At 63.4% G+C, this 16,406-nt stretch carries 27 protein-coding genes and 1 pseudogene; 9 read left to right on the forward strand and 19 right to left on the reverse strand.

What is annotated here, in order from left to right:
• Positions 1-125: 125 nt before the first annotated feature.
• Positions 126-737, reverse strand: a complete 612-nt coding sequence (locus tag KYX69_RS19740; protein WP_300500635.1) for a helix-turn-helix transcriptional regulator — start codon at positions 735-737, stop codon at positions 126-128.
• 185 nt (positions 738-922) lie between these two features.
• Between KYX69_RS19740 and KYX69_RS19745 the strand changes: the two genes are divergently transcribed.
• The 9 genes from KYX69_RS19745 (at position 923) to KYX69_RS19785 (ending at position 7,987) form a co-directional block, all read left to right on the forward strand.
• A complete protein-coding gene (locus KYX69_RS19745; RefSeq protein WP_300500638.1) occupies positions 923-1,153 on the forward strand; it encodes a hypothetical protein in 231 nt (76 codons plus the stop codon).
• Between the two features lie 4 nt (positions 1,154-1,157).
• The gene (locus KYX69_RS19750; RefSeq protein ID WP_300500642.1) at positions 1,158-1,382 is read left to right on the forward strand and encodes a hypothetical protein; all 225 of its coding nucleotides are present in this window, start codon (positions 1,158-1,160) and stop codon (positions 1,380-1,382) included.
• A complete protein-coding gene (locus tag KYX69_RS19755) occupies positions 1,379-2,797 on the forward strand; it encodes a DEAD/DEAH box helicase family protein (RefSeq protein WP_300500645.1) in 1,419 nt (472 codons plus the stop codon). Before KYX69_RS19750 ends, KYX69_RS19755 begins: the two co-directional genes overlap by 4 nt.
• Positions 2,794-3,285, forward strand: coding sequence for a hypothetical protein (locus tag KYX69_RS19760; protein WP_300500648.1), 492 nt, complete (start codon positions 2,794-2,796; stop codon positions 3,283-3,285). The genes KYX69_RS19755 and KYX69_RS19760 overlap by 4 nt, the downstream gene beginning before the upstream one ends.
• Position 3,286: 1 nt before the next feature.
• Complete coding sequence (gene ssb / locus KYX69_RS19765; RefSeq protein ID WP_300500651.1) at positions 3,287-3,805, forward strand: single-stranded DNA-binding protein; 519 nt, start codon at positions 3,287-3,289, stop codon at positions 3,803-3,805.
• A complete protein-coding gene (locus KYX69_RS19770; RefSeq protein ID WP_300500654.1) occupies positions 3,805-4,212 on the forward strand; it encodes a VRR-NUC domain-containing protein in 408 nt (135 codons plus the stop codon). Before ssb ends, KYX69_RS19770 begins: the two co-directional genes overlap by 1 nt.
• 76 nt (positions 4,213-4,288) lie before the next feature.
• A complete protein-coding gene (locus KYX69_RS19775; RefSeq protein ID WP_300500657.1) occupies positions 4,289-5,170 on the forward strand; it encodes a CHC2 zinc finger domain-containing protein in 882 nt (293 codons plus the stop codon).
• Positions 5,171-5,397: 227 nt separating this feature from the next.
• Positions 5,398-6,714, forward strand: coding sequence for a virulence-associated E family protein (locus KYX69_RS19780; RefSeq protein ID WP_300500660.1), 1,317 nt, complete (start codon positions 5,398-5,400; stop codon positions 6,712-6,714).
• Between the two features lie 475 nt (positions 6,715-7,189).
• The gene (locus KYX69_RS19785) at positions 7,190-7,987 is read left to right on the forward strand and encodes a glycosyl hydrolase 108 family protein (protein WP_300500663.1); all 798 of its coding nucleotides are present in this window, start codon (positions 7,190-7,192) and stop codon (positions 7,985-7,987) included.
• Here KYX69_RS19785 and KYX69_RS19790 read toward each other — a convergent pair.
• The 18 genes and pseudogenes from KYX69_RS19790 to KYX69_RS19870 all read right to left on the reverse strand — a co-directional run.
• Positions 7,896-9,050 carry a site-specific integrase gene (locus KYX69_RS19790; protein WP_300500666.1) on the reverse strand — a complete coding sequence of 385 codons (1,155 nt, stop codon included), beginning with the start codon at positions 9,048-9,050 and terminating at the stop codon, positions 7,896-7,898. The two genes, KYX69_RS19785 and KYX69_RS19790, sit on opposite strands and share 92 nt — an antisense overlap.
• A gap of 260 nt (positions 9,051-9,310) precedes the next feature.
• Positions 9,311-9,577, reverse strand: a complete 267-nt coding sequence (locus KYX69_RS19795) for a pyocin activator PrtN family protein (protein ID WP_300500669.1) — start codon at positions 9,575-9,577, stop codon at positions 9,311-9,313.
• Positions 9,574-9,852: a hypothetical protein gene (locus tag KYX69_RS19800; RefSeq protein ID WP_300500672.1), complete on the reverse strand. Its 279-nt coding sequence runs from the start codon at positions 9,850-9,852 to the stop codon at positions 9,574-9,576. The genes KYX69_RS19795 and KYX69_RS19800 overlap by 4 nt, the downstream gene beginning before the upstream one ends.
• A complete protein-coding gene (locus tag KYX69_RS19805) occupies positions 9,849-10,121 on the reverse strand; it encodes a hypothetical protein (protein ID WP_300500674.1) in 273 nt (90 codons plus the stop codon). Before KYX69_RS19805 ends, KYX69_RS19800 begins: the two co-directional genes overlap by 4 nt.
• Positions 10,118-10,525 (reverse strand): ASCH domain-containing protein, encoded by a 408-nt coding sequence (locus tag KYX69_RS19810; RefSeq protein ID WP_300500677.1) that lies wholly within the window; start codon positions 10,523-10,525, stop codon positions 10,118-10,120. The genes KYX69_RS19805 and KYX69_RS19810 overlap by 4 nt, the downstream gene beginning before the upstream one ends.
• Positions 10,522-10,893 carry a hypothetical protein gene (locus tag KYX69_RS19815; RefSeq protein ID WP_300500680.1) on the reverse strand — a complete coding sequence of 124 codons (372 nt, stop codon included), beginning with the start codon at positions 10,891-10,893 and terminating at the stop codon, positions 10,522-10,524. The genes KYX69_RS19810 and KYX69_RS19815 overlap by 4 nt, the downstream gene beginning before the upstream one ends.
• Positions 10,890-11,372: a GcrA family cell cycle regulator gene (locus tag KYX69_RS23230; protein ID WP_367280216.1), complete on the reverse strand. Its 483-nt coding sequence runs from the start codon at positions 11,370-11,372 to the stop codon at positions 10,890-10,892. The genes KYX69_RS19815 and KYX69_RS23230 overlap by 4 nt, the downstream gene beginning before the upstream one ends.
• 1 nt (position 11,373) lies before the next feature.
• Positions 11,374-12,507, reverse strand: coding sequence for a DNA polymerase III subunit beta (dnaN, locus tag KYX69_RS19820; protein ID WP_300500683.1), 1,134 nt, complete (start codon positions 12,505-12,507; stop codon positions 11,374-11,376).
• A 10-nt stretch (positions 12,508-12,517) separates the two neighbouring features.
• The gene (locus KYX69_RS19825) at positions 12,518-12,763 is read right to left on the reverse strand and encodes a hypothetical protein (RefSeq protein WP_300500686.1); all 246 of its coding nucleotides are present in this window, start codon (positions 12,761-12,763) and stop codon (positions 12,518-12,520) included.
• 151 nt (positions 12,764-12,914) lie between these two features.
• Positions 12,915-13,106, reverse strand: a complete 192-nt coding sequence (locus KYX69_RS19830; RefSeq protein WP_300500689.1) for a hypothetical protein — start codon at positions 13,104-13,106, stop codon at positions 12,915-12,917.
• Positions 13,107-13,339: 233 nt separating this feature from the next.
• A complete protein-coding gene (locus tag KYX69_RS19835; protein ID WP_300500692.1) occupies positions 13,340-13,633 on the reverse strand; it encodes a hypothetical protein in 294 nt (97 codons plus the stop codon).
• Complete coding sequence (locus tag KYX69_RS19840) at positions 13,630-14,094, reverse strand: hypothetical protein (protein WP_300500695.1); 465 nt, start codon at positions 14,092-14,094, stop codon at positions 13,630-13,632. Before KYX69_RS19840 ends, KYX69_RS19835 begins: the two co-directional genes overlap by 4 nt.
• Positions 14,091-14,312: a hypothetical protein gene (locus KYX69_RS19845; RefSeq protein ID WP_300500698.1), complete on the reverse strand. Its 222-nt coding sequence runs from the start codon at positions 14,310-14,312 to the stop codon at positions 14,091-14,093. Before KYX69_RS19845 ends, KYX69_RS19840 begins: the two co-directional genes overlap by 4 nt.
• Positions 14,309-15,019: an exonuclease domain-containing protein gene (locus KYX69_RS19850; protein WP_300500700.1), complete on the reverse strand. Its 711-nt coding sequence runs from the start codon at positions 15,017-15,019 to the stop codon at positions 14,309-14,311. Before KYX69_RS19850 ends, KYX69_RS19845 begins: the two co-directional genes overlap by 4 nt.
• Positions 15,016-15,243 (reverse strand): hypothetical protein, encoded by a 228-nt coding sequence (locus KYX69_RS19855; protein ID WP_300500702.1) that lies wholly within the window; start codon positions 15,241-15,243, stop codon positions 15,016-15,018. The genes KYX69_RS19850 and KYX69_RS19855 overlap by 4 nt, the downstream gene beginning before the upstream one ends.
• Entirely contained in the window at positions 15,240-15,521 is a 282-nt protein-coding gene (locus KYX69_RS19860) for a hypothetical protein (protein ID WP_300500704.1), read from the reverse strand. The genes KYX69_RS19855 and KYX69_RS19860 overlap by 4 nt, the downstream gene beginning before the upstream one ends.
• A gap of 109 nt (positions 15,522-15,630) precedes the next feature.
• The gene (locus KYX69_RS19865) at positions 15,631-15,936 is read right to left on the reverse strand and encodes a hypothetical protein (protein WP_300500706.1); all 306 of its coding nucleotides are present in this window, start codon (positions 15,934-15,936) and stop codon (positions 15,631-15,633) included.
• A gap of 59 nt (positions 15,937-15,995) precedes the next feature.
• A pseudogene (locus KYX69_RS19870) lies at positions 15,996-16,406 on the reverse strand (hypothetical protein); the annotation flags it as partial.

A 16,406-nucleotide genomic window follows, 5' to 3' on the forward strand; every position in this document is an offset into this window, starting at 1 on the left:
CAGCTAAGGAAATTGCGATGCGCCATCCGCATCGCTGTTGACAATATCGCAACAATTTGATTTAAATTTTAGCGATCGGGGCTGGCGTGACCAGCCCCTTGCCTTCGCGTCGGGCTGGTCGGCGCTTATGGAATGATAGCGAGAACTGGCGTCGCAGTATGCAGAATCACTTCTATGACCTTGCCGGATGTCAGCACGATCTTGGCTTCGCCGGTCTTTCTGGCGCGCTCGATCCGGGCAAGGATTTGCTCGCCGTCATGTGTTCGGCAGATCGAGAGCGCGCCGATCGCGGCGGCCTCGACTTCGTCCGTGTGGGCGAAAAGGGCGACCGCATCGTCAAATACGGCAAGAGGGCCGTTCGGCGCTCGGACCTGGGCAGCGACGATGCTTCCGTTCCGATGCCCAGAGATCGCCGCATGCGCCCGGTCGATGACCGATTGAGGCAGCGGCCGAGGGTCTTTCAGCCGCTCGATGTTTCCGGTTTCGCCGATGATCGCGGCGAGCAGGATGCGCGTCGGGAGGCCGTCAAGGTCCATCGACACGCCCGCGTGCTTCAAAACCTCGCTGACGGGGACGGCGAGGAAGCTGGCGATTGCGTTTGCTTCTTCCATCTTCATTCTCCGTTGACCGGAGAACATGCGGGAAACGGCGGAACCGTCGATGTCCAAGTGTCGGGCCAAGCCGCGCGTTGATTTGTTGCGGTCCCGCAGGAGTTTGCGGAACCACTCACCATCCATCTCTGTAGCGGCCATTTCCTCAGCCTAGTCGTGAATAAGGCCGCGCTTGTTGCATATTCCGCAACAAGTCGCAATGAGCGGGGCTTAGTCGAAGCGGAAATCTGGTAAATGGCCGCACCTCGTTATTGACGATGTGAAAATCGCAACGTAGCGTTGCGAATCACGCACCACGGGAAGCTTCGCAGATGACGAAAGCAGAGCAGAGCAAGACGCCATGGCGGCGGGCGTTCGACCGCTTCGGGATGTCGCAATCCGAGTTTGCGCGGACCATCGGGAAGCATCGCTCCAAGGTAAGTCGTGCTCTGAAAGATGATAAGGGCTTCATCAACGGCGACGATCAAGCGCTTCTTATCGATGCGGCGGTAAAGCTGAATATTAAGCTTACCGCATCTGATCTTCTGCCAACGCAGCGGTGACGCTATGGGTGGGCCGGTTGAAGCAAGACGGCCGGCTACCATCGCGGAGCAGGCCGATTTCATCGACTACATTGTTTCGCATTGCACAAGCCGCGACGGCACGATCGCGGCGAGCACGATGCACCTGTTCACTGCTGATGATGTGCAGGAACTGCAATTCATCGCCAGTCGTCTCCATCGCATGGCCCCATTCGAGGACCGCATCAGAAAGATCGTGACGCAGCGATGATCACGCTACGCCCTGACCAAGAGGATGTGCGGGCAAAGCTCCGCGTGGCACTACGGTCGTCAACCTCCGTCCTGGCATTCGCGCCAACGGGGTTCGGCAAGACTGTGCTCGCAGCGGCTCTGATCAAATTGATCTTTGCGGCAGGCAAGCGTGTCATTTTCTGCGTCCACCGCGTCGATCTCATCGTGCAGACGGCAAAGACTTTTGAACGGTTCCAAATTCCGTTTTCGTACATCGCGGCCGGGCATCACTATAACCCCTACCATCGGGTCTACATCGCCTCGATCGCAACGCTGCGAAACCGCCTCGGCAAGATACCTGCCGACTATGTGATGGTGGACGAAGCGCACCTCAGCGCGGCTACGGGCTGGGCGACTGTTGCGCTGCACTACAAGGAAACGGGCGCGCGGCTGATCGGTTACACGGGCTCGCCTGAGCGCCTGGATGGCAAGCCGCTCGGCGATGTTTGGGACACGATGGTCATGGGGCCGTCCGTCCGATGGTTAATCGACAACGGCCATCTTTCGAAATATCGCGCGTTCTCGCCTGCCGGGCTCGATCTGTCTGGGGTCCACTCGCGCAATGGGGAGTTTGTCTCCTCCGAGATTGACGAGATCATGGCCGGCAAGGCGGTGCTGGCTGGAGCCGTGCGGCACTGGCGGAAATATGCCCAGGGCAAGCGGACGATAGCGTTCGCGCCGTCGATCGCCCGATGCGAACAGCTCGCGGAGGAGTTCCGCGCGAACGGCATCGTGGCCGTCGCGCTCGATGGGAACACACCCCAGGCGGATCGGCGCTCGGCGTTCGTCGGATTCGCAGATCGGCAAATCGATCTGATCGTGAATTGCGGCCTGTTCTGCGAGGGCTTCGATCTCGCGGCCCAGGTGGATCGCGACGTGACGATCGAGGCAGTGCTTGACTATGCGCCCTCGCAGTCGCTGGCGCGCGTGCTCCAGAAGTGGGGCAGGGGTCTCCGCAAGAAAGACGAGCCGGCCGTTCTCCTCGATCTCGTTGGCGGCTTCTCGCGCCATGGCTTCCCTGACGACGAGCGCGAATGGTCGCTCGATGGGCGCAAGAAAGCTGATCGCGAGGTTGAGGCGATGACGTGCCCGTCATGCTTTGCGACGCATCCACCTGCGCCAAAATGCCCAGAATGCAAACTCGTCTACCCGGTCAAGGGGCGCGAGGCCTCGGGGCAAGGCCGCCTGCTCGATGAAGTCGAGGGCGATCTTGAGGAGGTCGATCTTGACGCGGTTCGCCGCAACAGGCTGCGCGAACAGGGCTTGGCGAAGTCGCTTGACGATCTGGTCAATCTGGCGACGGCACGCGGCTATCGCAGTCCCGAGAAATGGGCGGCCCATATCTTCACGGCGCGACAGTCGAAGCTACGCGCCGAACAGCGGGGGCAGCGATGACAGCCTCAAAAAAGGGCGCGGCTCGCTATGAGCAGATGGCGCAAGTCCATGTCGCTGATCTGTTCAACGGCGCACCTAAGCCCGCTCGCCCGGTCAAGAAAGAGCGGCGGAAGCAGATCACTCGGAAAGAGCTGCCGCCTAGCAAGATGCCCAGGCCGGAATATTTCCAGCCGATCGCCTGCCCGTGCTGCAACGCGATGGTTTCGACGCCGACGCTTGAGATCGTGGTCGATCACTACCGCGTGCCGCCGACTGAACAGGCCATTCTTCGAACCGTCTGGAAGGCCAAGGGGCGGCCTGTCCCGACTGAGCGCATCTTCGATGCGATGTACGCGGATGACCCCGATGGCGGCCCCGCTCCTGGCCGCATGTACGCGGCATTCAAGGCCTGTCTTCACAACCTCCGGTGCCGCTTGGCCGGCTCCGGCGTCTCCATCGAAAACACCGGGTATCGCCAAGGATATCGTCTCGTTTTGGGGAAGCATTAAAATGGCAGGGTCACTCAACAGGGCAACCGTCATCGGGCATCTCGGCGGCGATCCCGAAATCCGCGACGTATCGGGCGGATCGCGTGTCGCGAATTTCTCGGTCGCAACGACTGAGAGCTGGACCGCGAAAGACGGCGAAAAGCGCGAGCGCACAGAATGGCATCGCGTCGTCATCTGGAATGACAAGCTGGTCGATGTGGTCGAGAAGTACGTCAAGAAGGGCGACAAGGTTCTCATCGAAGGCGAGATGCAGACCGAAAAGTGGTTCAAGCGCGGCGACGAGGAAACCCAGGAGAACGCGCGGTACACCACCAAGATCGTCCTGACAGGCTTCAATGGCAGGCTGATCATGCTCGGGAGCCCAGGCGGCGGCGCGGCGCGCGACCCTAACGACAACGCCAGCCGGCCGGGCAACAGCAGCGCGAAGTCTGGGGAGCGCGCGCCCGTCTCCAGTGGCTCGGGCGGCGAACGCGGATTCGGCGGCGGTTCGTCGCGGCTCGATGACGATATCCCGTTCTGATGTCTGAATCCGATCTCATGCGGCGGCTGCAAATCCGCGCCTCTCAACTCGGGGCGCGGCTGTTCCGCCAGAACACCGGGCTCGCCTGGGTCGGGAAAGCCGAGCAATTCCATGCGCCGCGCATGATGCGCGTCGGCAAGGGCGACGTGCTGATCAGGAACGCCCGCCCTTTCAAGGCGGGGTTCAAGGGCATGTCCGATCTTGGCGGTTGGGCTCCTGTCGTGGTGACGGCTGACATGGTCGGCTCAACCATCGCCCTGTACGCCCAAGTTGAGGTCAAGGAAGACGGACGGACGACGCCTGAACAGATCGCTTGGGTCAAGGCCGTCAACTCTGCTGGCGGCCGGGCGGGCGTCGCTCGATCCGACGAAGACCTTGCGAAAATCCTGAACGGCGACTGCGGATAAGTCGCGCGCCAGCCTTGTAAGAATCGATGTGATGTGTTGTGATTAACGCAACACTCTATGAAGGGCAGCGCGGGCTATGGCTTCGGATATCGAGCGCATCAGAGGCGAAGTGTCTCTGCCCGGTATTGCCGCTCAGTTCGGCGTGAGACTGTCGAAGGACGGGACCGAGCATGTCGGCTGCTGCCCGTTCCATGCCGAAGAAACCGGATCGTTTACGATCTTCACGGGCAAGGACAAGGTCGAGCGTTTCCATTGCTTCGGCTGCGGCGAGCGCGGCGACGTGCTCGATTTCGTTGGCCGGATCAAGGGCGTCGAAGTCAAGGAGGCGATCCGCATTCTGGGCGGCGGCAAGGCCGGGCCGAACGTCGCGCCGCGTCAGATCGAGGCGCGGGATGCTTATGCGGGCATCACGCCGCTTGAGCCCACGAGCGGCATCGCCGTTGGCCGCAAGGTCACGCTCTACAATCCCAAGCGCGCGGACAGCGATCGGGAATGGGGCTCGTTCTCGCCGTCGATGGTGCATCCGTATCGGACGGCGGATGGCAAGCCCCTCGGCTATGTGCTGCGGCACGATCTGCCTGACGGCGGGAAAGAGACGCCCATGGTGATGTGGGTTCGCCTGCCGAACGGCAAGGAGTGCTGGTCGCGGTTTCCGTTCCCTAAGCCGCGCCCGCTCTACGGCGTCGAGCTGCTTGGCGATACGAGACAGGTCATCGTGGTCGAGGGGGAGAAGTGCTGTGACGCGCTGAGGCAGGCCACGGGCCGAACGGTCGTGTCGTGGGCGGGCGGAACGCAGGGCGTGAAGCATTCCGACTGGAGCCCGCTGGCACGCCGCAACGTCGTGATCTGGCCTGACGCCGACGCGCCGGGCCTCGCCACCGCTGACGAGATCGCGGCTCTGTTGGTGAAGCTCGATGCGACGGCGCGCGTCGTCGGCATGGCGAGCGTGCAGGCGTGAGAACCCCGTATCCATTTTCGGATTGGCAGGCCGGCGCGATCCCGCCGAAGGGCTGGGACGCGGCAGACGCGATTGCGGACGGCTGGTCGAAAGCCGATCTCGATACCTTCATGCGGTCAACCGTGCGCCCATGGACGCCGCCCAAGGGCGGGAAGCCGGCAGAGGAGCCACAGGAGCGCCCGTCGTCTCCTGCCGGCCCTCCGGTAGCCCAGAGCCAGTCGCAGCCCGTGCGCGAGGCCCGGACGACGCAGCAAGAGCAACCTGAGAGCGCGACCGTCACCCACATTCAGACGCGCAAGACGGTCGTTGCGGACGATAGCTGGCAGCTCGGGCTTGTGACGAATGAGGAGGGCAAGACGAAGCCTGGCGTCACGAAGAATTGGGCGCTGTTCCTCGAAAATCATCCGGCGATGCTCGGCGTCCTGGCCTGGGATGCCTTCAAGCTCCGCGTCGTTCTCCAGCGCCGACCGCCCTGGGAAGAGCGGTCGGCATCATGGAAGCCGCGCACGCTACAAGATCGCGACTATAGCGAGGCCGTCATGTGGCTTGAGGGCATGCACATGACGCCGAAGGCCTCGAATATCGCCGCGGTGATTCAGACGGTCGCGGAGCATTCGAGTTTTGATCGGCTGCGCGAGTATCTGGAAGGCCTGAAATGGGACGGCGTGAAGCGGCTTGATGGCTGGCTGACCTATTACATGGGGGTCGCGGACGGCGTTCACGCGCGGGCGGTCGGCAAGAGGTGGCTGATCTCCAGCGTCGCGCGCGGCCTGGAGCCGGGCTGCAAGGTAGACACGATGCCGATCCTTGAGGGGCCGCAAGGCGCGCTGAAATCGACCGCGCTGCGGAAACTCTACAGCGACGAGTTTTTCACCGACGAGCTGTCCGACATTGGCTCGAAAGATGCCAAGATGGAAATGCAAGGCGTCTGGGGACTTGAGGTCGGCGAAATGCATCGGTTCGGCGCGGCTGAAACCAGCGCCGTCAAGAAGTTCCTCTCCAGCCAGAACGATCGCTTCCGGCCGCCCTACGGGCGCTCGATCATTGAAGCGCCTCGGCGGGTCGTGCTGCTCGGGACGATCAACCCGGAGGGCAACGCCTATCTCAAGGACGTGACGGGCGCTCGTCGGTTCTGGCCTCTGACGGTCGGGAGCATCGATATCGAGGCGATAGAGAAGGATCGCGATCAGCTCTGGGCGGAAGCTGTCGAACTATACAAAAACCGCGTCCCGTGGTGGATGCAGGAAGACGAGCGAGGCGCGGTCGAGGCCGAACAGGAGAAGCGCAGCGATGTTGACGTTTGGGTTGATATCATCGCGCCGATCCTCCGCGCCGAACGCAAGATGACGCAGCTCCAGATTTTCAAGGAACTCGGCATCGCGCATAAGGATGTCGATTGGCGGCACGCTGGGCGCGTCGGCCGGATCATGAAGAAGCTGGGTTGGACGGCCCGCCGGGATCGCAGCGGCGGCGACGATCAGACGACGTTCTATCATCCTGATTTTGACCCAGAGAAGCCGGCCGATGCCGCAGCGGATTGGTGACATGAAGATAGCGACGCTCTCTTTCCAGCCTGGGGCGCTGCCTCGAACCATGACGCGCGAAGAGTGGCGCTCGGCCAGTCGGTGGCGGCGTCTTGCTGAGAGGGCGTTGTCGCGGGAGATGGAGGAGCACGCGGCGGCTTATGAAGCGGCTCGGCGTGATCTCGGGACGCACGGCATATCGTTCATGCTCGTCGGCCCTGTCGTGCGCTCGGCGATCCCGCCCGTGTTGGTCTTCAAACGGTAGAAGGGCCGCGCCCGGCTCATTCCGGTGCGGCCCCTCATCCCCGACTTGCCTTGATTTCGCTGGCTGTGAGCCCAATCCCCTAAGCGGTCCAGCGCCGGTCTTCCCGGTCGATCAAAGCCATTTTTCACCAATCCAGTCCGGCGAGATTGGCAGGAGTGTCCCGCTTCGGGGGTTCGCCTGCACCAACCTTCTGCCGGGATGGTTGTCGCTCCCAACCAAGGAGCGAAGCAAATGGCGAAGGGCAATCGGGCTGCATGTCTGGCGGTGACGTTCCCGCACGAGGGCGGATATGTCGATCATCCGAAAGACCCCGGCGGCGCAACCAATCTCGGGATCACGCTCGCGACGCTCTCGGCTTGGCGTAAGCGTCCGGTGACAAAAGCCGAGGTCAAGGCGCTGACGAAGGTAGAGGCCGAAGCCATCTATGGCGCGAACTACTGGAACCCGCTGCGCTGCGAGGATTTGCCCTTCGGCGTCGATCTCGCGACGTTCGACTATGGTGTGAACTCGGGCATCAGCCGCTCGGCGAAGGCACTGCAATTTGTTCTCGGTGTCTCGGCCGATGGCCGGATCGGGTCGGATACGGTCAAGGCGGCGGTGCTGGCGAACGGGAAGGCGACGATTCAGAAGCTGTGCGCCTCGCGCCTCGGCTTCGTGCGCTCGCTCAAGACCTGGGCGACCTTCGGCAAGGGCTGGGGCCGGCGCATCGCGGATGTCGAGGCCAAGGCGGTCGCGATGTATCTGGCGCGCGGCGGCAGTCTCTCGGCCCCGGCTCGGCGTGAACTCGAATTGGAAGGCAAGAAGGCCGGCGACACAGCGAAGGCCCAGAACAAGGGCGTTGGTCTGTCGGCGGCCGGCGGCGGCGGCGCGGCTGGCGGTGAGGCGATGGTCAGCGCCGAACCGAACTGGCTGCTCATCGTCTCGATCATCGTTGTCGTCACCGCGCTGGCGGCTGCTCTTCTGGTGAAGGCCCGCCATAACAAGGCGCGCTCGGAAGCATACGAATCGGTATCGGCATCGGCCGATTGACGAGGTCGAACCATTTCCAGCCGGCGTATTTGTCGCCGGCTTGGCGGATGTGCGTGTAGCGCTTCAAATTCTGCCAAGATCGGTGGCCGGAAACGGAGGCCACCTGCGGGATCGTGCGGCCCATCTCGAACAGCCGCGTCACGCCTTCGTGTCTCAGGTCATGGAACGTGAGATCGGCGATGCCGAGAAAGGCCGTCGCCCTAGTGAAGCTCGCGGATATGGCGTCGGCCGTATAGGGGAAGATCAGCGGTCCAGCCTTCGGCATGCCCTGAATGATCTCCAGCGCCTCGGGCGGCAGATCGCACCAAACATGGTTCCCGCTCTTGTCGCCGGGGTTCTTCATGTCGCGCACGAGGACACGGCTGTTGGCCTCATCGAGATCGGCCCAGGCGATCCGTGTGATCTCCTCCTGCCGCCGGGTCGAGAACAGCGCGAACGCGACGATCTTGAGCATGGGGGCCATGGATGGCCGCCGCCGCTGCCTGTCCTCGTAGTGCGTCATGATCCGGTCGAGTTCATCGAGCGTCGGCCTGCGGTTCCGCTCGGCTGACTTCTTGGTGTAGCGGAGGCGCTTCGCGACAATGAAGGCGTCGGACATGGCTTTCGGGTCGAGCGCGTAGCCCCATGCCGGCCCGGCAATGGTGAAGACGGCAGAGAGGTGCGACAGGTAGTTCGCAACGGTCTGGGGCTTCCGGCCGTCCGAGAGGTCGCGGGCAAATGAGACGATGTCCGGGCTGGAGATTTTGCCGCATGGCATGTCGGCGATCGGGTGCGCCTTGATTGCGTTGAGAACCTGCGTCTTGGTCCTCCCGATGCTGCCTCGGCTCTCGGTGGTGTATTTGTCGATCGCATCCGCTAGGGTGATGTGAGCGGTTTTCGCTCGCTCGATCTCTCCGGGTGCGCGTAGCTCTTCCTCCCGCTTGGCGATCCATGCGGCGGCGGCTGCCCGGCGATCGAAGGTCTTGTTCTCGCGGTGGGCTATCTTGCCGTTGCGCGTGATGCTGATCTTGGCGAGGAATGCGGTCGAGCCATTCGCCCTGGCTCGCTCAACGATGGTGCCCATGCTTATAACAACCTTGTTGCCGATCTCACATGGTTATAAGAGATGCGGCCTTATAACGCCATACGTTTCTAAACGTGGCGATTATCACACGATAGCGCAGCAGGTTCGCAACGATATTTCTAAGGAAAGACAACGATGACAGGCGCTTGGTCGTCATGGCGATTCTCGACTGCACCCATGATGGATGGTGCCGAACAGCGCGAAAACGCCGCCAAACACGGGGCTGGCGGCGTTGCGATCTCGCGATGTTATAGGGATGTTCAACGCCGATTGTGGAGCTGATCGCATTCCTTCTGGGCGATAGCCCGCATGCGATCGATGTATGAGGCGAGGTCTTGGAGGTGGACGCCCTTCGCGGATTTCTGGCTTGCCTCGATTCGGATGACGGGCAAATCGATCTCGCCGGCCGTCGTCTTGTGCAGGAGCTGCTTGGGCGTCATGTGGCTAAAATAGTCGCGACACACGTCCTCGACGGGGATTACGGCCCGGCCGTCGTACTGCGCCATGAGAAGGAAGGCTGTGTTCATGGCTTGCCCCCGATCGATTTGCTGATTCTCTGTGCGAGGCCGATCCCAAATTTCTCCGTGTCCACGTCCCAAGGATAAGGCAGCAGGCCAGCCCAAAGCGCGTGATGGGAGTGGAACTTCGCAATTCTCCGGCAGCGTTCGCGCTCGGCAAAAATGGCAGCAGCGATAATCTCAGCGCGGCCATCGGCGCAATCGCCGCATCCTTCTGTGCAACGGCATTCCAAGCCGGCGATGCGCTTTGCCGTTTCGGTGATGTCTGCCGGTATCTCGCTCATGCGGGCTCTCCCGATTCGATCCGCCTGACGGCCTCGCGTGTAAGCGAGCCCCATAGGCTGTCCGGTATCCACTCCCGGCCCTTGCGGTTGTGGTTCGCCACCACGCGGGCGGCGCGCTGGCGCTCGGCGAGGATGGCGGCGGCGCATGCCTGGATGACGGCGAAGCTGTCGTGCTGACCCGAAAGGTACTGGCCGCGCGATGGTTCATGCACGCGCGCGGCGATGGCCTCGCGAGCCGACTGCAAAACGTCTGCCGGTATCTCGGTCATGACAGGTTCCGCCTCCAGTCGAAAAAGCCAAGCTCGCCACGGCAGGGGACGAACGGAACCGGCCGCGCGTTGGCGAGGACGTAGCCATAGCGGCCGACAAACCATTCGCTCGCGCTCTGCTCGACGCAGTCGATGATATCGGCGACGCCGACGATCCCGCCGCGAAGGTCGACCGTCTTGTCATGGTCGAAATGCGGTGCTGGCTCGCCGGTGACGGGGTGGATGCCGGCGACGAAATCGTCCCAAGCTTCCTGATCCGCCTTCTTGCCGGCGTGCAGCGCGACCGGGCCGCGATAGTGGGTGCGGCGCGAGCGGTTCTCGATGTCCTTGAAGCCGTGAGCGATCAGCCACGGCCACGGCTGCATGATGCTCAGGGCTTTCAGCGGCAAATCCGGGTGGATCATATCTCCCTCCTGTAGATCGCCCCATTGATCTCCAGCGTGTCAGGCAGCGGCGGCGGGGCCTGATCAGCGTCAACGCCTAGCTCTGAGAGGCAGGCGGCAAGGTGCGGTTGCTTGGCCGCCTCGGCGGGCGTCATGCGGTATTCCATCCACGCTCGGCCGGGCTGGCGCTCGCCGATCAGGACGAGGCCGCCGCCCACCGCGAGCACGACGAGCTTGGTGAGCTTGTCGGGCTCAACGATCGACCCGCTCCAAAACCGCGACGCCGATTTCCGCGCCTGGGTCTTCTCCGCGCTCGATTCCTTGCGCGGGGCCTTGAACACGACGGAGCCGTTCCGGCGGAAGAGGGCGACGGAGGCGAAGGGGGTCATAGCCGAGCCTTCATAGCCGCACGGACGGCAGAGCGCTCGCCCTGCGACCCGGAGCCCCTGGCGCGCATGTGGTGGTGCGCGCAATAGACTTGACCGGCCGCGCGCGCCTCGCCGCAGACGAGGAGCTTGGAGACCGCATCGGGCCGATCCCAGAGCGGCCATTTACAGCCGCCGCCATCCGCCAGAAACGGCTTGGCGTTCTGCCCAGCCGGCTCGGGCGGCAGCTCTCGCGGGCCTTCGGCCGGGCTCACTCTTTGCGGCTTTGGTTTGGGTTTCGGTGGCGGCTTCGGCTTGGCCTTCCGCTCGGGTGCGGCTGCGATCGTTGCGCGGTTCCTGTGAAGCAGCCCAAGAACAGCGCTCCGCGTCACGAATTGGAAGCGGGCCGCAATCTCGGTTGCGGTCAACCCCTCAGCACGGAGAGGCGACACGGCCTGCGTCCGCTCGGCGGGGGTCATCTTTCTCCAGTCGGGGAGCGGCATTTCAAACCCGCATCGGCATGATGATGCGCGTCATCGTCGGGTCCGCATCCTTAATCTTGAAAGGAGAGCCGGCGTCTGTCATCTCGACAGAGAGATCGCCTTCACAGTTCCGCGCGATGTCGAGAAAATAGCCGCCGTTGAAGCCGAAATCGGGGGCGGCTCGTTTATCGACGGTCGGCCACGCGGCAGAGGTCTTCACCTTCGCAGTCCCGTAGTCAGGGCTCTTCCGCTCGATCGCGATGCGGCCCTCGTGGTTGTGGAAGCGGATCGCCCGGCCGCGCTCCTTGCTGCTGATGACGGCCGAGCGATTGATCGCGTCGATCAGCTCGACGCGCTTCATGGCGAAGGTGAACTCCGATGTCTTCGGAACGACGCGCCGCCAGTCGGGATACGTCCCGTCGATCATCTTCGATCGGATCACGAAGCCGCCGCCTCGGAACTCCAGCGCGGTCGGTTTGCCCAGGTCGCCGAAGACTTCCACATCCTTGCCGGCAAGGTGCTTGGTCAGGATCGCGACCGTCTTCCGGGGGATGATGTAGCCGGGGTTATTGCCTGGGTCGGGGCTGTAGCAGCAGGTTGACAGGCGGTGTCCGTCCGTGGCGACGAAGCGCCGTCCTGACGATCCGATTTCCCAGAACACGCCGTTGAGATAGTATCGCGTCTCTTCGGTCGAGATGCACCAATCGACCTTGTTAAGGCAAGCGGCTAGCTGGCCGTTGGTGAACTTGTCGATCGCGCTGTCAAATCCCGACGAGAGGATGTCGGGGAAATCCGAGACCGGGAGCGTCGGCAGCTCATAGGAGGCGTCGCCGTCGCCAAGGATGATGTTGGCGTTCTCGCCTGCCTTGTCTTCGGCGGGGCGCTCGATGCGAACGGGCATGACGCCGGCCACGCCCGCGATGCCGTCCAGCGTGCGAGAGTCGAGGCAGATCGTCCATTCACCCTTTCCGTCGATCACGTCGATCCATGTGATGACCGTGATGTCGAGATCGGTCCCCTCGATCTTAAGCGTGCTGCCGCTGAGCGAGAGCCGCAGATAGCCCAGGATCGGGATCGTGTCGCGGCGTTCGATCACGTCAACGATTGGGCGCAGGGCATGCTTGAGGGTGCGGCCCTCAACGGTCACGAAATCCATCAGGGCTCTCCTAGAACGAAATGTCGTCGGGGTTTGCGGGCTCGCGCGGCGGCATCTCCGAAACCGGGCGCGGGGCGAATGTCTGTTTGAGGAGCGCGGCAATCTGGCCCAGGCCGGCCGCGTGCCGCTCGTCGCCGAAAATCGTGATGCGCGTGTCGGCGATCTCGATTTCGAGATGACAGTTCCCGAGCGGCAACGATTTCACCGCGGCGCTCAGCGACTCGAACGCCGGGTTTACGGTGATGTGCGCGGACATCAGCGGACACGCCTCGCGGCGACGACGTGATCCCAGGTGAAGCCGCCGAACATCGCGAGAAAAAGAAGCGCGAACGGGGTGAGGACGATGACGATATCGGGCGTTGCCATGTGATGCGTCCGTTGTGAATATCACAACACTATGGGCGAGTTTAAACCGCTGTCAAGTGCGCGATGGTGATGGGCCGGGCGGGCGGGTCGAAGGCTTCGCGGAAGCGCTGCGCCTCCTGCTCGAACTCGGTTTCCAGTGGCGGCAACCCGCGCTCGCGGCGCTCTCGATCCTCGCGGTGCAAGAACAGGGCTTTCATATCGTTCCAGGCGCGAAGGGTGCTGACGATGTCCATGTTGATCCTCTCCGTTCTGTGCGGGGTAGGATGGTTTACAGATGGTTAAGTCTGGTATCGGGCGGCGCGAGCGATGCGCCGGTCGAGTGGTAAATCTCGATTGCGCCACCTCGTCCGGTGAACCTCAAAAAGCCAGAGCGAGCGAGGCCGGGTGTTCTTCTTGCCCCATCGCCGGGGCATTCGCAGACGCCAGCGCTCGCGTTCGCGCTCCTGTTCGGAGATCGGGCGCTTTTTCACAGGGGAAGCTCCCGCTGCGGGGTCCAAGCAAGGGCGGCGCGGCCTTGGCTGGTCACATGGTAAAATGTGCCCCCGATAAGCTGGCCGTCCTCATCGGTGCCGCCGCGCGTCATCGCCATATGGCCGCGTGCGACCAGGCTGCGGATCATCTGACGCTGCGCCTTTGTGATCTCGGGCAGGAACGTCCAAGTCGCGCAGCCGGCCCAATCGTTCAGATCGCAGGTTTCAAGGCAAGCGGCAGCGATGCCCCACTCGGCGGGCGTCAGCGGGGCAGTGGTCTCCTCGGTCATGGCTTTCCATCCTTCCTCTGCCGGCGTCGCGTCGTGGGCCGTTGCGCAAGCCCAGCGGCTTTGATCTCGGCGACGGTGATAGGTTCGTCGTTCAGGTAGTATTCGCCGGCCCAGGCGATGCGCTGGCCGCGCCTCTCGCCCTTCCACGGCCTGCGCCACACAACGACGCGGAGGCGGCCTAGAGGCGTGTCCACGCCGGCAGTGGCGTCATGCTCCGGGCCGGTGCGGTTTCCCTGCCAGCGCCCGCCCCAGGCAATCCGTGCGTCACGCTGCACGCGCTCCAGATAGTCGATCCGGCTCAGGCTGGTGACGCGGGCCGGCGCAGCGTCGCGCAGCTCGCGAATCGCAGCGATGATGCGGAAAGCTTGGGGCTCTGGGCGCTCGCTGCCGATCGCCGTATCTGCGACGCGAAGTGCTTCCGTCAGGGCGTCTTCGCGGGCCATGCGGGCGGATTGGGTCATCGCGCGCCCTCGACGGTGACGGTGACGATAGCGGGCCGCTTCCTGGCCTTCTCCAGTCGAGACAGAACGGGGTCTATCTCGTGGTCTGTGCCGCGCGCCTGGAAGAGGCGAGCGCCCGCGATGCACCACGCGGTGCGGACTGCCCCAGAGCGGTTGAAGCCGCAGAAGAACCGATCGCCGATCATGACGGCGCGGGCTGTGGTTGCGGCGGTGCTCATCGCGCACCCCGCTTCTTAAGCCAGTAGCCGGCCGAGAACTTCGTATCTTCGTCCATGTCGGACTGGTCGCGAATCCACTGGAGGTAATCGGTCGGCGTGTCGGCGTAGAGCCAGCCCTTATGCTTCTTGCCGAACGTGATCTTGTGCGCGAGCGCCGGATACAGGCTGATCTTGACCATCTCCTCGATCGTCTTTTCCGACATCAGCCGGATCAGGAGATGCGCCGTCACATAGGCGTCAGGCAAAGCCCGGTGCGGCGGCCACGCCTCGTCACGATCGCAGGGTAGCTCCAGCCAGTAGCGCAGCGTCTGATTTCCGTGCCCCGGTGCATCAGGCCAGACGACACGCGCGACCTTGAACGTGTCGATCCAGCGCCAGCGCGAGCCGGTTTCGCCCAGGAAATGCATCTCGAACTTGGCATTGTGCGCGACGAGGATATCGCCATCGGCCATGCCTTCGAAAAACGAGCCCCACACGTCGCGGGCCTCGGGCGCGTTCTTCACGTCGTCTTCCGTAATGTGATGGACGGCCTTCGTCTCGGGCGGGATCGGGCCACGCGGCCGGATCAGCGTCACCCAAGGATCGCCAAGCGCAGCCTCGCGCACATCGTACCGGCCGAACTCGATGATCTCGGCAGCTTCGTTCTCAGGCAGGCCCGTCGTCTCAAGGTCGATGACGCGGCACATTATCGGTGCTGCACCGTTCATCGGTCGAACTTCTCGTTGACGTGCGGCGTGTAACCGGACGTAGGGACGTAGCAAGCAGCGGTGACAACAACCCGCCCCGCGATGGAGACGAGGCCGTGCGCCTCAAGCTCTTTCATCGCCTTCGGGAGACGATCTTCGTAGGCGCGATAGAAGTGGCCCTGTTGGACGCGAGCATAGAGCTTCTGTGCTCTCGCGCTGAGCGGCGCGGCTACCTTCCCGTTCATGACTTCCGCCTCCGCGCATTGCGCTCGATGATCGACCGATTCAAGCTGTGGAAATGGCGCAAGGCCATCGCGACCGATATGCTCCTGCTCGTGCGGCCTCGGGCGGCAAGCGCAGTGTTGAGGCTGGAGATGCAGCGGCGGAACCCGACCATCTTCCGCGCGCCGTTGTTCTCGGCGAACCGCGATACGCGGATCAGCAAGGCTTCGATCTCGTCGGAGCAAATCCAGCGCGGGGCCTCTTGGGCGGCTCTCGCCTGGGGCGCGGTGTCGATCATCATTCGTCTTCCCCTGTCCAGTCGTCATTGCGGTTCGGCAGCGGGCGCGTGCCATGGATCGCCACGCCGATGACGATGGCGATCGTGATGGCGATCAGCGCGAGATCGGCGATCATGCGTCCGCTCCAGCCGCTTCGAGCAAATCGGCGTTGATGTCGGGATCGTTTCGGATCAGGGCGAGCATCCAATCGGGCACGGGCTTAAGCTCCCGCTTCTCCGGCCGGCGCAGGGCCGGAACCGCCGGCTCGACGATCACAGCCTGAGCGGCGACGATCTGCGCTTCGGCGGGCTCGGCGGGTTCGCCGCCGCAGTCGTAGGTTGGACCGCTCGCCGGCCGTCCTCGCGTCACCGTAAAATCGACGGCGATAGCGAGCTCGGCTGATCCTAGCTTCATGTAAATCGTATGTTCGAGCTGCATCGTCGGGTCCTCATCCTGGCGCTCAATGCTGCCGCCCGCGAAGGCGGCAGAGATCAGCGTCAGGCCTCGACCGGCTTGCCGTCGCGAAGGGTATAGAAAACGCCAGGCCTGATGCCGTCGCGCCCCGCGATGCCTGCCCAGACGTGCAAGATTGCCCCGGTGTAAGGGTCGCGCTCGTCAAGGTGGATGGAGTTGCCCTCGGCAGCTAAGGCTTTGCCGTAGATGCCAGTTGAGAAAGCCGCGCCCTGCTCGCCGGTCGCCGAAGCCGCGCCCTGATAGCCGGTCGCCGAAGCCGCGCCCTGCTCGCCGGTCGCCGAAGCCGCGCCCTGATAGCCGGTCGCCGAAGCCGCGCCCCGAGTGCCGGTCGCCGAAGCCGCGCCCTGATAGCCGGTCGCCGAAGCCGCGCGCTGATAGCCGGTCGCCGAAGCCGCGCCCCGAGTGCCGGTCGCCGAAGCCGCGCCCTGATAGCC

This window comes from Sphingomonas sp., from assembly GCF_030145815.1.
Taxonomy (GTDB): Bacteria; Pseudomonadota; Alphaproteobacteria; order Sphingomonadales; family Sphingomonadaceae; genus Sphingomonas.